This is a genomic window from Pseudomonas sp. 2, from assembly GCF_056627435.1.
Genome location: NZ_JBWXNG010000010.1, coordinates 69,876 through 87,365, shown reverse-complemented (window position 1 = coordinate 87,365; position 17,490 = coordinate 69,876). Strand labels below are relative to the sequence as shown.

The 17,490-nt window shown below is 61.4% G+C and carries 12 protein-coding genes and 1 pseudogene; 5 read left to right on the top strand and 8 right to left on the bottom strand.

Annotation, left to right across the window (positions count from 1 at the left end):
• Positions 1-636: 636 nt before the first annotated feature.
• Positions 637-1,572: pseudogene (locus AC1MEK_RS17640) on the top strand (sigma-54-dependent Fis family transcriptional regulator); the annotation flags it as partial.
• Positions 1,573-1,735: 163 nt separating this feature from the next.
• Here AC1MEK_RS17640 and cysS read toward each other — a convergent pair.
• Together cysS and AC1MEK_RS17630 are read right to left on the bottom strand one after the other, a co-directional pair.
• Positions 1,736-3,118 (bottom strand): cysteine--tRNA ligase, encoded by a 1,383-nt coding sequence (gene cysS / locus AC1MEK_RS17635; protein ID WP_480397565.1) that lies wholly within the window; start codon positions 3,116-3,118, stop codon positions 1,736-1,738.
• A 10-nt stretch (positions 3,119-3,128) separates the two neighbouring features.
• Positions 3,129-4,826: a glutamine--tRNA ligase/YqeY domain fusion protein gene (locus AC1MEK_RS17630; protein ID WP_480397564.1), complete on the bottom strand. Its 1,698-nt coding sequence runs from the start codon at positions 4,824-4,826 to the stop codon at positions 3,129-3,131.
• Between the two features lie 274 nt (positions 4,827-5,100).
• Here AC1MEK_RS17630 and AC1MEK_RS17625 point away from each other — a divergent pair, with 274 nt between their 5' ends.
• The gene (locus tag AC1MEK_RS17625) at positions 5,101-5,604 is read left to right on the top strand and encodes a peptidylprolyl isomerase (RefSeq protein ID WP_480397563.1); all 504 of its coding nucleotides are present in this window, start codon (positions 5,101-5,103) and stop codon (positions 5,602-5,604) included.
• A complete protein-coding gene (lpxH, locus tag AC1MEK_RS17620) occupies positions 5,601-6,386 on the top strand; it encodes a UDP-2,3-diacylglucosamine diphosphatase (RefSeq protein WP_480397562.1) in 786 nt (261 codons plus the stop codon). The genes AC1MEK_RS17625 and lpxH overlap by 4 nt, the downstream gene beginning before the upstream one ends.
• A gap of 514 nt (positions 6,387-6,900) precedes the next feature.
• On the opposite strand, the gene AC1MEK_RS17615 is transcribed toward lpxH, so the two are convergent.
• From AC1MEK_RS17615 to AC1MEK_RS17595, 5 genes are all read right to left on the bottom strand, one after another.
• Positions 6,901-8,433 carry a DHA2 family efflux MFS transporter permease subunit gene (locus AC1MEK_RS17615; RefSeq protein WP_480397561.1) on the bottom strand — a complete coding sequence of 511 codons (1,533 nt, stop codon included), beginning with the start codon at positions 8,431-8,433 and terminating at the stop codon, positions 6,901-6,903.
• Positions 8,434-8,496: 63 nt separating this feature from the next.
• The gene (locus tag AC1MEK_RS17610; RefSeq protein ID WP_480397560.1) at positions 8,497-9,732 is read right to left on the bottom strand and encodes an EmrA/EmrK family multidrug efflux transporter periplasmic adaptor subunit; all 1,236 of its coding nucleotides are present in this window, start codon (positions 9,730-9,732) and stop codon (positions 8,497-8,499) included.
• Between the two features lie 10 nt (positions 9,733-9,742).
• Positions 9,743-11,254 (bottom strand): efflux transporter outer membrane subunit, encoded by a 1,512-nt coding sequence (locus tag AC1MEK_RS17605; RefSeq protein ID WP_480397559.1) that lies wholly within the window; start codon positions 11,252-11,254, stop codon positions 9,743-9,745.
• On the bottom strand, positions 11,251-11,724 hold the full coding sequence (locus AC1MEK_RS17600; RefSeq protein WP_480397558.1) for a MarR family winged helix-turn-helix transcriptional regulator: 474 nt from the start codon (positions 11,722-11,724) through the stop codon (positions 11,251-11,253). The genes AC1MEK_RS17605 and AC1MEK_RS17600 overlap by 4 nt, the downstream gene beginning before the upstream one ends.
• A 258-nt stretch (positions 11,725-11,982) precedes the next feature.
• On the bottom strand, positions 11,983-12,588 hold the full coding sequence (locus AC1MEK_RS17595; protein ID WP_480397705.1) for a MiaE family protein: 606 nt from the start codon (positions 12,586-12,588) through the stop codon (positions 11,983-11,985).
• Positions 12,589-12,783: 195 nt separating this feature from the next.
• Here AC1MEK_RS17595 and AC1MEK_RS17590 point away from each other — a divergent pair, with 195 nt between their 5' ends.
• Positions 12,784-13,659 (top strand): universal stress protein, encoded by an 876-nt coding sequence (locus tag AC1MEK_RS17590; RefSeq protein WP_480397557.1) that lies wholly within the window; start codon positions 12,784-12,786, stop codon positions 13,657-13,659.
• Between the two features lie 245 nt (positions 13,660-13,904).
• On the opposite strand, the gene AC1MEK_RS17585 is transcribed toward AC1MEK_RS17590, so the two are convergent.
• Complete coding sequence (locus tag AC1MEK_RS17585; protein WP_480397556.1) at positions 13,905-14,378, bottom strand: DUF1289 domain-containing protein; 474 nt, start codon at positions 14,376-14,378, stop codon at positions 13,905-13,907.
• A 395-nt stretch (positions 14,379-14,773) separates the two neighbouring features.
• On the opposite strand from AC1MEK_RS17585, the gene acnB reads away from it, so the two are divergent.
• Positions 14,774-17,374: a bifunctional aconitate hydratase 2/2-methylisocitrate dehydratase gene (acnB, locus tag AC1MEK_RS17580; RefSeq protein WP_480397555.1), complete on the top strand. Its 2,601-nt coding sequence runs from the start codon at positions 14,774-14,776 to the stop codon at positions 17,372-17,374.
• The last annotated feature ends 116 nt before the right edge of the window (positions 17,375-17,490 follow it).

Below are 17,490 nucleotides of genomic sequence, written 5' to 3'. Positions count from 1 at the left end.
GGTTTCGTCGCCGGTGCCAGCTGGCTGGAACAGGGCGTGGGCACCAACGCCATCGGCACGGCGCTGGCCTGTGAGCAGGCTGTTCACATTGAACACGATGAACACTTTCTCAAGGCCAACCGCTTCATGACCGGCTCTGCAGCGCCGATCTTCGACGCCTCGCGGCGCATGATCGCGGTGCTCGATGTGTCCAGCGACAGCTTCCTGCCGCCGTCCCACACGCTGGGGATGGTGAAGATGATGAGCCAGACCATCGAAAACCGGCTGATCCTGGACCAGTTCCAGAACAGCCATTTCCAGCTGACCTTCAACACCGGCCTGAACAACCTCGACAGCCAATGGGCGGGCCTTTTGGTGTTCGACGAGTGCGGGCGCATCCTCTGTGCGAACCGCCGCGCCGACAATTTGCTGGGCGTGAGCCTGCTGCGAACCAACATCGAAAGCCTGTTCAAGGCGCCACTGGCGCTACTGCTCGACCAGCCGGAAGGCCAGCCCTTCCCGCTCCAGGCTGCCGGGCACAACCGGTTTCATTGCCTGCTCAAGCGGCCCAAGGCGCCGATACTGAAATTGCGCAGCGTGCCCTCTCCCGCCAAAGCTGAACTGCCCGAAACGCCAGCACAGATGGCGCTCACGGTTGGCGACGAAAAAGTGGCCAAGGCCGCCCGCCAGGCCCAGCGTCTGCTGGAGAAGAATGTGCCTCTGCTGATCCTCGGCGAGACCGGCGCCGGCAAAGAGGTGTTCGTCAAAGCCCTGCATCAGGCCAGCTCCCGTGCCGATCAGCCGCTGATTGCCGTCAACTGCGCCGCGATTCCTTCGGAGCTGGTGGAGGCCGAACTGTTCGGTTACGAAAAAGGCGCCTTCACCGGCGCCCACCATAAAGGCAGCGTCGGCCTGATTCGCAAGGCGGACAAAGGCACGCTGTTCCTCGACGAAATCGGCGACATGCCAATACCGGTTCAGGCCCGTCTGCTGCGGGTGTTGCAGGAGCGTTGCGTGCAGCCGTTGGGTAGCAGCGAGCAGTATCCGGTGGACATCCGGGTCATCTCCGCCACCCACTGTTCATTGCGCGAACAGGTGCAGAGCGGGCTGTTTCGCCAGGACCTGTATTACCGCATCAGCGGTTTGAACCTGGAGTTGCCGCCGCTACGAGAACGCAGCGACAAGGCACAGCTGGTTCAGGCGATCTGGGAGCAGCATCGCGAACCGCAACAGACCGCTGGGTTCGAGCCTGAGGTGCTGGCCCTGTTCGAACGCCATCCATGGCCGGGCAACCTGCGCCAGTTGAGCAACGTGATTCAGGTGGCGCTGGCACTGGCGGACGACGCGCCGATCTCCACCGAGCATTTGCCGGAGGACTTCTTTGCCGACCTGGAGCTGGCTGATCTGGAAATGGAAAACGAGAGCAGCGAACCCGAAATCCGCTTCAATCGCCGCGCGGCGCTGGATACGCCGGAAGAATTGAATGAGTTGTTGCAGGCGGCGGGCGGGAATATTTCGCAGCTGGCCAAGCGGCTGGGGGTGAGCCGCAATACGTTGTACAAGCGGTTGCGCGAGCAGGGAGCGGAGGGATGAAGATCGCGATCATTGTGGGAGCCGGCTTGCTGGCGAATGCGGTGTGTCAGCCACCGAAAAGGTTGCTGAACCACCGCATTCGCCAGCAAGCCGGCTCCCACAGGTCCGGCGCAATCCGGAAAATCTGATCGCTCCCAGTTACTGCGCGGGAACGATCAATCGATCAGTCAGCCAAGCGCCACGTCGTGCCGCCCTTCCCATCTTCCAGCACCACGCCCATGGCGGTGAGCTGGTCGCGGATGCGGTCCGATTCGGCCCAGTTCTTGTCGGCGCGGGCTTGCAGGCGCGCAGCGATCAGCGCTTCCACTTCGGCTGCATCGACGCGGCCTTCGGCACCGGCGCGCAGGAAGTCGTCGGCCTCGAGCTGCAACACGCCCAGCACGCTGGCCAGTTGCTTCAAGCGCGCGGCCAGACCCGCTGCCGCGTTGACATCGCTGTCACGCAGACGGTTGATCTCGCGGACCATCTCGAACAGCACGGCGCAGGCTTCCGGCGTGCCGAAGTCGTCATCCATCGCTGCCGTGAAACGCTCGACGAACGCTTCGCCACCCACTGGCTCGACCTGCGGCAAGCCCTTGAGCGCGTGGTAGAAACGCTCCAGCGCGCCCTTGGACTCGCGCAGGCTGTCCTCGGAATAGTTGATCGCGCTGCGGTAGTGGCTCGACACCAGCAGGTAACGCACCACTTCCGGATGGTATTTATCCAGCACGTCGCGAATGGTGAAGAAGTTGTTCAGGGACTTGGACATCTTCTCGCCATTGATGCGGATCATGCCGCAGTGCATCCAGGCGTTGGCGTAGGTCTTGCCGGTGGCCGCTTCGCTCTGGGCGATCTCGTTTTCGTGGTGCGGGAACTCGAGGTCCGAACCGCCACCATGAATGTCGAAGGTCTCGCCCAGGCAGCAGGTCGACATCACCGAGCATTCGATATGCCAGCCCGGACGGCCCGGGCCCCACGGCGATTCCCAGCTCGGCTCGCCCGGCTTGACGCCTTTCCACAGGACGAAGTCCAGCGGATCGTCTTTGGCTTCGTCGACCTCGATCCGCGCACCGATGCGCAAATCTTCGATCTTCTTGCGCGACAGCTTGCCGTAGCCCAGGAACTTGCCGACGCGATAGTACACGTCGCCGTTGCCCGGTGCGTAGGCGTAGCCCTTGTCGATCAGGCTCTGGATCATGTCGTGCATGCCGCCGATGTAATCGGTGGCGCGCGGCTCCATGTCCGGCTTCAAGATGTTCAGGCGCGCCTCGTCCTCGTGCATCGCGTCGATCATGCGCGCGGTCAGGGCGTCAAACGCCTCGCCGTTTTCACGGGCGCGGTTGATGATCTTGTCGTCGATATCGGTGATGTTGCGCACGTAGGTCAGGTCATAGCCGCTGAAACGCAGCCAGCGGGTGACCAGGTCGAACGCCACCATGCTGCGGCCGTGGCCCAGGTGGCAGTAGTCGTACACGGTCATGCCGCAGACGTACATGCGCACCTTGTTGCCGTCCAGCGGCTTGAAGATTTCTTTGCTCTTGGTGAGCGTGTTGTAAATGGAAAGCACGGTTCCTACCTTAGCTCCACGAATCGCGAAGCGTGACTGTCCGGTTGAAGACCGGAGCACCTGGTTTCGAGTCCTTCAGATCCGCGCAGAAATAACCTTCGCGTTCGAACTGGAAACGGTCTTCCGGCAGCGCCTGGCCCAACGACGGTTCGGCACGACAACCGGTCAGCACCTGCAGCGAGTCAGGGTTGATGTTGTCCAGGAAGGTCTTGCCCTCTTCGGCCTTTTCCGGGTTCGCCGACAGGAACAGGCGATCGTACAGGCGCACTTCGCATTCGATGCTTTCAGCGGCCGGCACCCAGTGGATCACGCCCTTGACCTTGCGGCCTTCCGGGTTCTTGCCGAGGGTGTCCGGGTCGTACGAGCAGCGCAGTTCGACGATGTTGCCGTCGGCATCCTTGATCGCCTCGTCGGCACGAATCACGTAGCTGCCGCGCAGGCGCACTTCGCCGTTAGGCTCCAGACGCTTGTAGCCTTTTGGCGGCTCTTCCATGAAGTCGTCACGGTCGATGTAGATCTCGCGGGAGAACGGCAGCTTGCGCACGCCCAGCTCTTCCTTCTGCGGATGACGCGGCAGTTCCAGGTGATCGACCTTGTCTTGCGGGTAGTTGGTGATCACCACCTTCAACGGGCGCAGCACGCACATGGCGCGCGGGGCGTTGGCGTCCAGGTCCTGGCGAATGCTGAATTCGAGCATGCCGAAGTCGACCACGCCGTCGGAACGGTTGGTGCCGATCATTTCGCAGAAGTTGCGGATCGAAGCCGGGGTGTAGCCGCGACGACGGAAGCCCGACAGGGTCGACATGCGCGGGTCGTCCCAGCCGTTGACGTGCTGCTCGTCCACCAGTTGCTTGAGCTTGCGCTTGCTGGTGATGGTGTAGTTCAGGTTCAGGCGCGAGAACTCGTACTGGCGCGGCTTGCACGGCACCGGCAGGTTGTCCAGGAACCAGTCGTAGAGCGGGCGATGGCTTTCGAATTCCAGGGTGCAGATCGAGTGGGTAATGCCCTCGATGGCGTCCGACTGACCGTGGGTGAAGTCATAGATCGGGTAGATGCACCACTTGTCGCCGGTCTGGTGGTGATGGGCGTGGCGAATGCGGTACAGGATCGGGTCGCGCAGGTTCATGTTCGGCGACGCCATGTCGATCTTGGCGCGCAGCACGCGGGCGCCGTCTGCGAACTCGCCGGCCTTCATGCGGTTGAACAGGTCCAGGTTGTCTTCGACCGAACGCTCACGGAACGGGCTGTTCTTGCCTGGCTCGGTCAGGGTACCGCGGTATTCACGGGCCTGCTCCGGGGTCAGGTCATCGACGTAGGCCTTGCCGGCCTTGATCAGGTCGACCGCCCAGTCGAACAACTGGTCGAAGTACTGCGAGGCATAACGCACTTCACCGGACCACTCGAAGCCCAGCCACTTGACGTCGCTTTCGATGGCGTCGATGTATTCCTGGTCTTCCTTGGCCGGGTTGGTGTCGTCGAAACGCAGGTGCGTGACGCCGCCGAATTCCTGAGCCAGACCAAAGTTGACGCAGATCGACTTGGCATGACCGATGTGCAGGTAGCCGTTGGGCTCCGGCGGAAAGCGGGTCACGATCTGGGTGTGCTTGCCCGAATCCAGGTCCGCCTGCACGATCGGGCGCAGGAAGTTGGTAGGGATAGCAGGGCCTGCCTTGGTGTTGGCAGCAGCGTCTTGAGTGGGCTTGCTCATAGGATCCTTGAAAACCTGACAGTCGCGGCCAGGGTAGGCCGAATAAATCAAAGCGCTTATCATAGCCGAACCTGTCAAGCCCCTGACAGCGTGCCGTGACAAAACTGCACCTTCGGGCATCCATTCATTTGCGCATGTTGCGGGCAATGGCAAGTTTCGCTTGTGCGGCTAGCCTCTGTAGACTGCGCGCCTGAGTGAGATCGTCGGCACTTTCATGTGCTGCCTGTGGCGATCGGCACGTCAAACCACGAATTCCAAAAGAGCGACCTTGAACATGTCCAAAGTAAAACTGACCACCAACCACGGTGACATCGTCCTGCAACTGGATGCTGAAAAAGCGCCGATCACTGTCGCCAACTTCCTCGAATACGTCAAAGCTGGCCACTACAGCAACACCGTGTTCCACCGCGTCATCGGCAACTTCATGATCCAGGGCGGCGGTTTCGAGCCAGGCATGAAAGAGAAGAAAGACAAGCGCCCGAGCATCCAGAACGAAGCCGACAACGGCCTGGCGAACAAGAAGTACTCGATCGCCATGGCCCGCACCATGGAGCCGCATTCGGCATCGGCGCAGTTCTTCATCAACGTCGCTGACAACAGCTTCCTCAACCACAGCGCCAAGACCGTTCAGGGCTGGGGCTACGCGGTGTTCGGCGAAGTGATCGAAGGTTCGGAAACCGTCGACAAGATCAAGGCCGTGGCCACCACTTCCAAGGCCGGCCACCAGGACGTTCCGCAAGAAGACGTGATCATCGAGAAAGCCGAGATCGTTGAGTGATACTGCTGATCTCCGATCTGCATCTGGAAGAAGGACGCCCGGACATTACCCGGGCGTTTCTGGATCTGCTGGCAGGCCGCGCCCGTGGCGCCGAGTCGCTGTATATCCTCGGGGATTTTTTCGAAGTCTGGATCGGCGATGACGCGATGTCGCCCTTCCAGGCCTCGATCTGCGATGCCCTGCGCGCCTTGAGCGACAGCGGCACGCAGGTTTTCCTGATGCACGGCAATCGCGATTTCATGATCGGCAAGGCCTTTTGCAAGGCGGCTGGCGTGACGCTGTTGAAGGACCCGAGCGTGGTCGATTTCAACGGTGAGCCGGTGTTGCTGATGCACGGTGACAGTTTGTGTACCCGTGATGAAGCGTATATGCGCATGCGCCGCTATTTGCGCAATCCACTGACTTTATGGGTGCTGCGTCATCTGCCCTTGCGGACCCGGCACAAGTTGGCGCGCAAGTTGCGCAATGAGAGCCGGGCGCAGACCCGCATGAAGGCCAATGACATTGTCGATGTCACGCCTGAGGAAGTGCCCCGCATCATGTCCGAGTTTGGCGTCAAGACGCTGATTCATGGGCATACTCATCGTCCTGCGATTCATAAGCTGCAGATTGGCGAGCAGACCGCCCAGCGCATCGTGTTGGGGGATTGGGATCGCGAGGGGTGGGCGTTGCAGGTTGATGAGCAGGGGATGCAGTTGAGTTCGTTTGGGTTTGTGCAGGAGCAGGCGTTGGGGTTGCCTTTGCAAACTTGCGCTGTTGATTCGTTGGTGCGCAAGTCTTAGAAGATCAAGATCAAGATCAAGGTCAAGGGCGTTCTTCCTAACGTCAGATCTGTTTCGACTTCGTCGAGTTACTTTGTTTCGGCAAAGTAACCAAACCATTGCTCCTGGTTGGGCCCCTCCTTCGTCGGGGTACCTTCACTCCGGTCCCGCTCCGTGGGCCCGGCGCGAATGGGCCATCCATGGCCCCGCGCCTCGCGCGGCATCCTGCCGCTTGGCCCACTACGCGTGACCTCCATTCAGCCTGCACCCAAGTCGCGATTTGTGGCGTCTGGGCTAATGCGTACGAAGATCAAAAGCCAAATCAAAAACGTCCGGCTAACGCCGTCCCCGTAGCAGCCGGGCTTGCCCGCGGGTGGCCCTCAAGATCGCTCCCGCCGGCAAGCCGTGCTGCTACGGCCTCGCGTGGTACCCACGATCTGCATCTGGCCGGAGGCCGTGGGAGCAAGCTTGCTCGCGATCTGGCGCGAAGCGGCAGTAAAGTCAGCGCTCGCGGTGTGTCAGACACACGGTTTGTTCAATGCCCTGCCCCCGGCCCCGCCTTGGCGGCAAACGGCGGTTTGGCCAGCCAGACGATCAGGATCAGGGCGACGAACATCCAGCCGAGCATGTAGAAGTAATCCACGGTGGACATCATGTAGGCCTGGCTGGTGACCACTGAATCGAGCCGTGCGTAGGCCTGGTTGCTGGCGCCGCCGAGGGTTTCCAGGGCGTGGCGGGTGGCGGGTTCGTAGGTGTTCACGCTTTCGCTCAAGTAGGCATGATGCTCGTTGGCCCGGCGGATCCAGATCCAGGTGGTCAGGGATGCCGCGAAGCTGCCGCCCAGGTTACGCAGGAAGGTCGCAAGGCCCGAGCCGTCGGCGATCTGCGAGGGTGGCAGGTCAGACAGCAGGATGCTCAGGGTCGGCATGAAGAACAGCGCCACGCCGGCGCCCATGAACAGCTGCACCAGGGCGATGTGCTGGAAATCCACCTCGTTGGTGAACTCCGAACGCATGAAGCAGCTCATGCCGATGGCCAGGAACGCCAGGCCTGCCAGCAGACGCAGGTCGAATTTGTTCGCGTATTTGCCGACGAACGGCGACATCAACACCGGCAGGATGCCGATGGGCGCCACCGCCAGGCCCGCGTAGGTCGGCGTGTAGCCCATCTGGGTCTGCAGCCACTGCGGCAGGATCAGGTTGATGCCGAAGAAACCGGCGTAACCCAGCACCAGACAGATCGTCCCAACCCGAAAGTTGCGGAAGCTGAACAGGCGCAGGTTGACCACCGGGTGTTCGTCGGTCATTTCCCAAATGATGAACGCTGCCAGGCCGATCACCGAAATCACCGTGCCGATGATGATGAAGTTCGAGGAGAACCAGTCCAGGTCGTTGCCTTTGTCGAGCACGATCTGCAAAGCGCCCACACCAATGATCAGGGTGATCAGCCCGACGTAGTCCATGGGCTGGCGGCTGGTGGTCACCGGACGCGCGGCCATCTGGGTGCGCACGACGAAGGCGGCGAACAGGCCGATCGGCACGTTGATGAAGAAGATCCACGGCCAGGTGTAACTGTCGGTGATCCAGCCGCCGAGAATCGGCCCGGCAATCGGCGCTACCACCGTGACCATCGCCAGCAGTGCCAGTGCCATCCCCCTTTTCGCAGGTGGATAGACCGCGATCAACAGCGTCTGGGTCATCGGGTACAGAGGCCCTGCGACCACGCCTTGCAGCACGCGAAAGCCCACCAGCTCCGGCATCGAGGTGGAAATACCGCACAGGAACGAGGCCAGCACGAACAGGATCGTCGCCCAGATGAACAGCTTCACCTCACCGAAGCGTCGGCTCAGCCAGCCGGTCAATGGCAAGGCAATGGCGTTACTCACGGCGAACGAGGTAATGACCCAAGTGCCCTGCTCGGAACTGACGCCCAGGTTGCCGGAAATGGTCGGCAGCGCCACGTTGGCGATGGTGGTGTCGAGCACTTGCATGAAAGTCGCCAGCGACAGGCCGATGGTGGTCAACACAAGGCTTGGCGGCGTAAAAGAAGCGGGAGCGTTGTTACTCATCGCGAATCCTTTGACACTCGGAAGATGCACCGGCCAGAAGGCCGGTGCAGAGGGATCGGCGAATCAGCGCGCTACAGTCTTGCCGGTTGGCGATGCGCTGTTTTCGTGAATCAGGCGGGCGATCAGGGTGTCGGCCTCGGCCAGTTGCTGGGTGTAGACGTCGGTGGTGAACGACGCCTCTTTGGGCGGCTGCTGCGCCAGCACCGGGCCGCTCTGGTCGTGCAAGTTGACGTTGACCAAGGTCGAGAGGCCGATACGCAACGGATTTTTGGCAAGCTCATCGGCATTGAGGCGAATGCGCACCGGCACGCGCTGGACGATCTTGATCCAGTTACCCGTAGCGTTCTGCGCTGGCAGCAGGGCGAAGGCACTGCCGGTGCCGGCGCCGACGCTGTCGACGGTGCCGCTGAACTTCACGTCGCTGCCATACAGATCAGCCTCGATGTCCACCGGCTGGCCGATGCGCATCTTACCCAGTTGGGTTTCCTTGAAGTTGGCGTCGATCCACAGCTGATCCAGTGGGATCACCGCCATCAGCGCAGTACCCGGCTGCACGCGCTGGCCCAGTTGCACGGTGCGCTTGGCCACGTAACCGGTGACCGGCGCGATCAGGGTGCTGCGGGCGCTGTTCAGGTAGGCCTGACGCAGTTGCGCGGCGGCGGCTTTCACGTCCGGGTGCGACGAGACTTGAGTGTCATCGATCAATGCGGTGCTGGTGACCAATTGCTGCTGAATGTTGTTCAGCGCGTTCTGCGCGCTGGTCAGGTCGTCCTTGGCGTGGGACAGCTCTTCCTGGGAAATCGCCCCGCCGGCCGCCAGATTGCGCCGACGGTTGTAGTTGTCCTGCGCCTTCTGCACTTCGGCGCGCTGGGCAGCCAGTTGCGCCTTGATGCCGTCGACGCTGCTGTACAGACCGCGAACCTGACGCACGACCTTGCCCAGATTGGCTTCGGCGCTCTGCAGCGCGACTTCGGCGTCGTTGGGGTCGAACTGCACCAGCACCTGGCCTTCACGCACCAGATCGCCATCATCGGCGCCGATGCTTACCACGGTGCCCGTCACTTGCGGGGTGATTTCCACCACGTTGCCGTTGACGTAGGCGTCGTCGGTGCTTTCGTTCCAGCGACCGTAGACCTCATACCAGCCCCAAACGCCGACCCCGGCCAGGATCACGATGATCAGCAGGCCGAACATCAGCAGCTTGCGCTTGCGTGGGTTCTTCTGGGGCTGGCCTGGCGCGGCCTTTTGTTGGTTTGCTGCAGTGTTTTCGACAGCGTTTTCGCGAGTGGCAGTGGCCATGACGAGTACCTTAATTGTTCAGCGATGCAGTTGACGGGACGGCTGGGGCGGCGTTCTCGCCGGGCTTGCTGTCTTCGAAGCCTCCCCCCAGGGCCTGCATCAACTGAATCGAAAGATCGATTCGTTCCGCGTTGAGATCAGCCAGTTGGCGTTGCGATTGCAAAAGTTGCTGCTCCACGCTCAGCACATCGAGGTAGTTGCCGATCCCCGATGAATAGCGCGTGACCACGGTGTCGTAGGATTTCTGGATGACGTCGGTGGCCTGCTGGCGTGCGTCGATCTGGCCGCTGATCGCATGCAGCTGGCCGATGTTGTCGCTGACATCGCCCAAGGCGCGCACCAGACTCTTGTTGTACTGCGCCACCGCGAGGTCGTAATCGGCATCGCGGGCATCAAGGTCGGCGCGACGACGGCCGCCGTCGAAAATCGGCAGGGACACAGTCGGCGCCACATTGAAGAAGCGGCTGGCCGAACCGAACATCGCATCCCCCAGCAACGACTCGACCCCGGCCGAGGCACTGAGGTTCAGGTTCGGGTAGAAGTTGGTCTTGCTGGCGGCGATGTCCTTGCTCGCCGCCTCGACCCGCCAGCGTGCAGCCACCAGATCCGGGCGACGGCCGAGCAATTCGGCCGGCACCACCGACGGCAACTGCACCACGGCCGGTTTCAGCACCGTGGGACGGGCGAGTGCTTCGCCGCGATCCGGACCTTTGCCCATCAGCACGGCCAGGGCGATCTTGGCCGAGCGCAGGCGTTTTTCAGCGTCGACCAGCGATTCCCGCGAGCCGGCTTCCAGGCTCTGGGTCTGCTGGTACTGGTATTCGCTGTCGATGCCGGACTTGAAGCGACGCGCGCCCAACTCCAGCAACTGGCGGGTGCGCTTGAGGTCTTCGGCAGCCAGATCGCGGACGATGTAGGCCTGGCCCAGATCGCTGTAGGCGCGGGCGACATCGGCCGCCAGGGTCAGTTGCGCGGCGCGCTGGTCGATCTCGCTGGCCCGGGCCTGGCCCAGTGCCGCTTCCCAGGCGGCACGCTGGCCGCCCCACAGATCGAAGGTGTAATTGAAGCTCGCGCCCAGGCTGCGCAGGGTGCTGTAGCGGTCGCCCTGCCCCAGCGGGTCCTGATCCTTGGCCAGCCGCGAACGGCTGACGCTGCCACTGGCATCGACCGTCGGCATGCGTGCGGCATCGGCGCCATAGGCCGCCGCGCTGGCCTGATGGGTACGGGCGGCGGCGATCTGCATGTCAGGGCTGTCGCGCAGGGCTTCAGTGATCATGCCGTTGAGTTGCGGGTCGCCCAGGGCGGTCCACCAGTCGCGCTTGGGCCAGGCCGCAGGCGACAGGTTGAGGCCTTTGAGGCTCTGCGACGCCTGCAGGCTGTTGGCGTCGATGCCGACGCCCTCGGTGTGCAGGCCTTTGGAACTGGCGCAGCCGGCCAGCACCAGGGCGACGAAGACCAGGCTCAACGAGGTGCGCAACGCCGGGCTGCGCTTGAGTACGACGTTCTTCGGGACAGTGTTCATCGTGCGGCAATCCGGGAAAGAGTGATCGGATCGGCTGCGGCCACCAGTACCTTGGTGAGCAGCTTCTCCAGCATGGCCAGCTCGCTGTCTTCCAGGACACCGACCATCTCGTTCATCGCCTTGGCACCGATTTCGGACAACAGATCGGCCACTTCCTTGCCCGACTCGGTGAGCACCAGCTTGACCTGGCGGCGGTCCGCTTCGGAGCGGGTGCGCACCAGCAGATCTTTCTGCTCCAGACGGTCGAGCATGCGGGTCATCGAACCACTGTCCAGACACAGCGACCGGCAAAGGTCGGCCGGGGTTTCGGCGCCGTAGAGCGCCACGATCACCAGCACCTTGAACTGCTGGGCGGTCAGGCCGTGGGGTTCGAGGTGTTTGTCCAGAATGCGGTTTTTCAGCAGGTCAGCCCGGCCGATCAGCATGCCCAGCAGGCTGTTCTGAAAGGTCTCGGGAGTGAAATGTGCCATTGATAGTTACCCATTATCTGCCTAGGCAGTGATTTGAGGACAATATTACTGCCTAGGCAGTAAACACACAATGAAACAATTTTTAAGATGCAGAGTTCCGGACGAACGTGGTTCGCCGGATTACTGGAAGGTGATTCAGGAATATGCCCGTAGCAGCACGGCTTGCCGGCGGGGCGGTATGTCTGCAACCAAAATGTCGCCTGACACACCGCACCCGCCGGCAAGCCGTGCTGCTACGGGGGAGCGATTACGCGAGGTTCAGGCAGGCACACCGCTATGAAAGCGGAAATCCTCATCCGGGCTTTCGATCAGCTCGCGTTCGGCCAGGCGGATTTCTTCAATCTTGGCGTCGACGTCCGCCTCCTCGCCATACAGGTAGGCGAGCTTGAGGTAGTCCTGAAAATGCCGGGCCTCGGACTTGAGCAGGCTGGCGTAGAACTTGGCCAGGTCTTCATCCAGATGCGGCACCAGCGCCCTGAAGCGCTCGCAGGAACGGGCCTCGACGATGGCGCCGACGATCAGCGCGTCGGTCAGGCGGTAGGGATTGTGGTTGCGCACCAGTTTGCGCAAAGCGCCGGCATAGCGCGCCGAACTGATGTTGGCCATGGGAATGCCGCGCTTCTTGATGATGCTGATCACCTGCTCGAAGTGGCGCAGCTCCTCACGGGCCAGACGCGACATCTTGGCCTGCAGGTCGAACTTGTCGTTGTACTGGAACATGAACTGGAACGCCGCGCCTGCGGCCTTCTTCTCATTGTTCGCGTGGTCGATCAGCAGGATATCCAGGTTCTGCATGGCCGCCTGCACCCAGCTGTCAGGGGTGGGGCAAAGCAGGAAGGCGTCGATTTCCGGATAAATCTGCATGGGTTCACAACTGGCGGGATGGACAAGGCGCAGCATTATACGGGCCTGACCGCGCAGAGCCAGCCTCTGTTACGTTCAATGCCTTGCGCCAGATCAACCAACCGATTGACGGCGGGCAACTATAGTCAATGGAGCGAACAGCCAGCGCCCCGTCATGTCGAAAGACTCACGCAGTCATTCAAGGGAGATCAGCTCATGCAAACGATTCGCAGGATTCTGGTGGTGATCGAACCCAGCGCCGAAACCGACAAGGTCGAAAGCCTCGCCATGCGACGGGCGTGCCTGATCGCCAACGCCACCGGCGCCAGTCTGCATCTGCTGATCTGCGACAAGAAGACCGATCACAGCGAGCTGCTGACTACCCTCAAGCATGACCTGCAGGCCGAAGATTTTGCCGTCACCGCCGAACAGGACTGGCACGACAGCGTTCACCAGACCATCGTCAAGGTCCAGCAGGCGGAAGGTTCGGACCTGGTCATCAAGCAGCATTTCCCGGACAGCACCCTCAAACGCGCCCTGCTTACCCCTGCCGACTGGAAACTCTTGCGCTACTGCCCCTGCCCGGTGTTGATGGTCAAGACTGACCGGCCCTGGAAAGGCGGGGCGATCCTCGCTGCGGTGGACGTCGGCAACCCCGATGGCGAACACACCGCGCTGCATTACAGCATTGTCAAACACGGCTACAACATCGCCGACGTGGCCAAGGGCGAGCTGCACGTCATCACCGCCCACCCTTCGCCCATGCTCTCGGCGGCGGATCCGGTGTACCAGTTGTCCTCGACCATCGAAGGCAAGTACCGCGAACAGTGCAAGGCATTTCAGACAGAGTTCAGCATTGATGATGCGCATCTGCATATTGCCGAGGGGCCGGCGGACGTGCTGATTCCGTTCACCGCGCATCATTTGCAGGCGGCGGTCACGGTGATCGGCACCGTCGGACGGACAGGTATATCAGGGGCGCTGATCGGCAACACCGCCGAGGTGGTGCTCGATTCGCTGGAAAGCGATGTGCTGGTGCTCAAGAGCGAGGAGGCATTGGCGCATCTTCAGGCGCATCTGGCGCAAGCCTGATCGACTGGCGTCGGGGCAATCATTTGGCACGGTCGACACGTCTGCTGCGCCTGACGCACCTTTCGCGAATGAATTCGCTCCTACAGATGATCTTCGTTGCGCCCACGGTCTGACGTTGGAATGCAACCCTGTAGGAGCGAATTTATTCGCGAAGGGTGCGTCAGGCGACAAAGGTATTCAGGATGTACCGGCCATTCGCGAATGAATTCGCTCCTACAGAGAGAACGTGATCCGCCCGGATGTCATCAAACCCCGCCCATCGCGTCCTTCAGGAAGCCTGGAGCGATGTAGCGTTCGTAATGCGCCTCGGACAGCAGGAAGAATTCCCGGTCGATCGCATCGCGCAGCTCCGGCAGGCCCCAGTCGCGGAACTCCGGCAACAGCACCATGCCGTAGGCCTCCAGATCGTTGATCATGCGCGCGCCGCGGGCGATCAACTGATAGGCCCAGCAATACTCGGACTGTTGCGGTACGAAGCGGATCTTGCGCTGTTCCAGTTGCTGGCGCAGCTTGCCGGCATCGAACACCTCGACTTTGGCCGCCATCACCTGCACCAGCAACTGTTCCAGGCGCAGCCAGACCGCGCGTTTTTCGTCTTCGCTGTAGCCGTTCCAGTGGATGACCTCGTGATGGAAGCGCTTGCAGCCGCGGCACACGAGATCGCCGTAAACGGTGGAACACAGGCCCACGCAGGGCGTCTTGATCACTTGATTGGGCATGGCGCAAAAACACGGCAACGGACGAAACAGGCCGTCATGTTAGCCCTTTGTCTAACGGGGTACACCCCTGAAGATGTAGGGGCTAACTTACCTTCCGGCATTTTTTGCCGTAGAATCACCGGGCCTTTTAAGGCGCCAATGTCCGTTGGAAGCTGTTTTCAAAGCGTCACGAGCACAGTAAGTCTACCCGGCAGTACGGTTCCATGACGCAGGCCTGGCCTGCGTCCCCTCCCCCAGAACCGCTCATGCAGGCGTAAAACTTTGAAAACAGCTTCTGTTGGAGATCGTCAGCTGCCTGCCCAAAGACTCAGAAGGTCTTTAATGAGCACGGCTGCGGACTTTTTCTGGATGAGCGTCCCGGACACCCATTTGGGACCACTGATGAGGGTAATACTGTGCTTGAAGCCTACCGTAAACACATCGAAGAGCGTGCCGCCCAGGGTATCGTGCCCCAGCCGCTTAACGCCGAACAAACCGCAGGCCTGGTCGAGCTGCTGAAAAACCCACCGGCTGGCGAAGAAGCGGTCCTGCTTGACCTGATCACCAACCGCGTTCCACCTGGCGTTGACGAAGCTGCCTACGTCAAGGCCGGTTTCCTCTCCGCTCTGGCCAAGGGCGAAGTCTCCTCCCCTCTGCTGGACAAGAAACGCGCTGTAGAACTGCTCGGCACCATGCAGGGCGGCTACAACATCGTGACCATGGTCGAGCTGCTGGATGACGCGGAGCTCGCTCCGGTTGCCGCAGAACAACTGAAGCACACCCTGCTGATGTTCGATGCCTTCCACGATGTCGCTGAAAAAGCCAAGAAAGGCAACGCTCACGCCCAAGGCGTGCTGCAGTCCTGGGCTGACGGCGAATGGTTCCAGAAGCGCCCGACCCTGGCCGACAAGATCAGCCTGCGCGTGTTCAAGGTCACCGGCGAAACCAACACCGACGATCTGTCGCCTGCACCTGATGCCTGGTCGCGTCCGGACATCCCGCTGCACGCCCTGGCCATGCTGAAAATGGCCCGTGACGGCATCGTGCCTGACGTGCAAGGCTCCATCGGCCCGATGAAGCAGATCGAAGAAATGCGCGGCCAGGGTTTCCCGATCGCCTACGTCGGTGACGTGGTCGGTACCGGTTCCTCGCGTAAATCGGCGACCAACTCGGTGCTGTGGTTCTTCGGCGATGACATCCCTTACGTCCCGAACAAGCGTGGCGGCGGTTTCTGCTTCGGCAGCAAGATCGCTCCGATCTTCTACAACACCATGGAAGACGCCGGCGCTCTGCCAATCGAATTCGATGTCTCGAACATCAACATGGGCGACGTGATCGACGTTTACCCTTATGAAGGCAAAGTCACCAAGCACGACAGCGACGAAGTGATCACCACTTTCGAACTGAAGACTCCAGTGCTGCTGGACGAAGTCCGCGCTGGCGGTCGTATCCCGCTGATCGTGGGCCGTGGTCTGACCGGCAAGGCACGCGCCGAGCTGGGCCTGCCGCCTTCGACCCTGTTCAAAACCCCTGAAGCGCCTGCTGCCAGCACCAAGGGTTTCACCCTGGCGCAGAAGATGGTCGGCAAGGCCTGCGGCACCGACGGTATCCGTCCGGGCACTTACTGCGAACCGAAGATGACCACCGTCGGTTCCCAGGACACCACAGGTCCCATGACCCGTGACGAACTGAAAGACCTGGCGTGCCTGGGCTTCTCCGCTGATCTGGTAATGCAGTCCTTCTGCCACACCGCTGCTTATCCAAAGCCGATCGACGTCAAGACCCACCACACCCTGCCTGACTTCATCATGACCCGTGGCGGTGTTTCGCTGCGTCCGGGCGACGGCATCATCCACAGCTGGCTGAACCGCATGCTGCTGCCGGACACCGTCGGTACTGGTGGCGACTCGCACACCCGTTTCCCGATCGGCATCTCGTTCCCGGCCGGTTCCGGTCTGGTCGCGTTCGCCGCTGCCACCGGCGTCATGCCGCTGGACATGCCGGAATCGATCCTGGTCCGCTTCAAGGGCAAGCTGCAACCGGGCGTCACCCTGCGTGACCTGGTGCATGCCATCCCTTACTACGCGATCCAGAAAGGCCTGCTGACCGTCGAGAAGAAAGGCAAGAAGAACGCCTTCTCCGGCCGCATCCTGGAAATCGAAGGTCTGGAAACCCTGACCGTCGAACAAGCCTTCGAACTGTCCGACGCCTCGGCAGAACGCTCGGCTGCAGGTTGCACCATCAAGCTGTCCAAAGAGTCGATCGCCGAGTACCTGAAGTCCAACATCACCCTGCTGCGCTGGATGATCGCTGAAGGCTACGGTGACCCACGTACCCTGGAGCGTCGTGCCAAGGCAATGGAAGCCTGGATTGCCAATCCTGAGCTGCTGGAAGCCGACAAAGACGCCGAGTACGCCGAAGTCATCGAAATCGACCTGGCCGACGTCAAGGAGCCTGTGCTCTGCGCGCCGAACGACCCGGACGATGCCCGTCTGCTGTCCAGCGTTGCTGGCGAGAAGATCGACGAAGTGTTCATCGGTTCGTGCATGACCAACATCGGCCACTTCCGCGCTGCCGGCAAGCTGCTGGATCAGGTCAAGGGCCAGCTGCCAACCCGTCTGTGGCTGTCGCCGCCGACCAAGATGGACGCTCACCAGCTGACCGAAGAAGGCTACTACGGCATCTACGGCAAGGCTGGCGCACGCATGGAAATGCCGGGCTGCTCGCTGTGCATGGGTAACCAGGCACGTGTGAACCCGAACGCGACCGTGGTGTCTACCTCGACCCGTAACTTCCCGAACCGTCTGGGCGACGGCGCGAACGTCTACCTGGCTTCGGCTGAGCTGGCGTCCGTGGCCTCGATCCTGGGTCGCCTGCCGACCGTCGAGGAGTACCTGGAATACGCGGGCAAGATCGACAGCATGTCTGCCGACGTGTACCGCTACCTGAGCTTCGACCAGATCGCCGAGTTCCGCGAATCCGCGGCCAACGCGAAGATCCCGGTGGTTCAGGCGTAAGCGTGTGATGTTGTGTTGAAAGAAACCCCGCTTCGGCGGGGTTTTTTTATGTCTGTTGGAGTTGGCTTGATATCGCTACATGGATGCCCTGCGGGCGCTTTTCGCGAGCAAGGTGG

Excerpts from the sequence above, each read along its gene's own strand:
- AC1MEK_RS17595 (WP_480397705.1), bottom strand. The coding sequence starts at position 12,588 with ATGCAGATTTATCCGGAAATCGACGCCTTCCTGCTTTGCCCCACCCCT.
- AC1MEK_RS17630 (WP_480397564.1), bottom strand. The coding sequence starts at position 4,826 with ATGAGCAAGCCCACTCAAGACGCTGCTGCCAACACCAAGGCAGGCCCT.
- AC1MEK_RS17615 (WP_480397561.1), bottom strand. The coding sequence starts at position 8,433 with ATGAGTAACAACGCTCCCGCTTCTTTTACGCCGCCAAGCCTTGTGTTG.
- AC1MEK_RS17590 (WP_480397557.1), top strand. The coding sequence starts at position 12,784 with ATGCAAACGATTCGCAGGATTCTGGTGGTGATCGAACCCAGCGCCGAA.
- AC1MEK_RS17610 (WP_480397560.1), bottom strand. The coding sequence starts at position 9,732 with ATGGCCACTGCCACTCGCGAAAACGCTGTCGAAAACACTGCAGCAAAC.
- AC1MEK_RS17625 (WP_480397563.1), top strand. The coding sequence starts at position 5,101 with ATGTCCAAAGTAAAACTGACCACCAACCACGGTGACATCGTCCTGCAA.
- AC1MEK_RS17605 (WP_480397559.1), bottom strand. The coding sequence starts at position 11,254 with ATGAACACTGTCCCGAAGAACGTCGTACTCAAGCGCAGCCCGGCGTTG.
- AC1MEK_RS17585 (WP_480397556.1), bottom strand. The coding sequence starts at position 14,378 with ATGCCCAATCAAGTGATCAAGACGCCCTGCGTGGGCCTGTGTTCCACC.
- AC1MEK_RS17600 (WP_480397558.1), bottom strand. The coding sequence starts at position 11,724 with ATGGCACATTTCACTCCCGAGACCTTTCAGAACAGCCTGCTGGGCATG.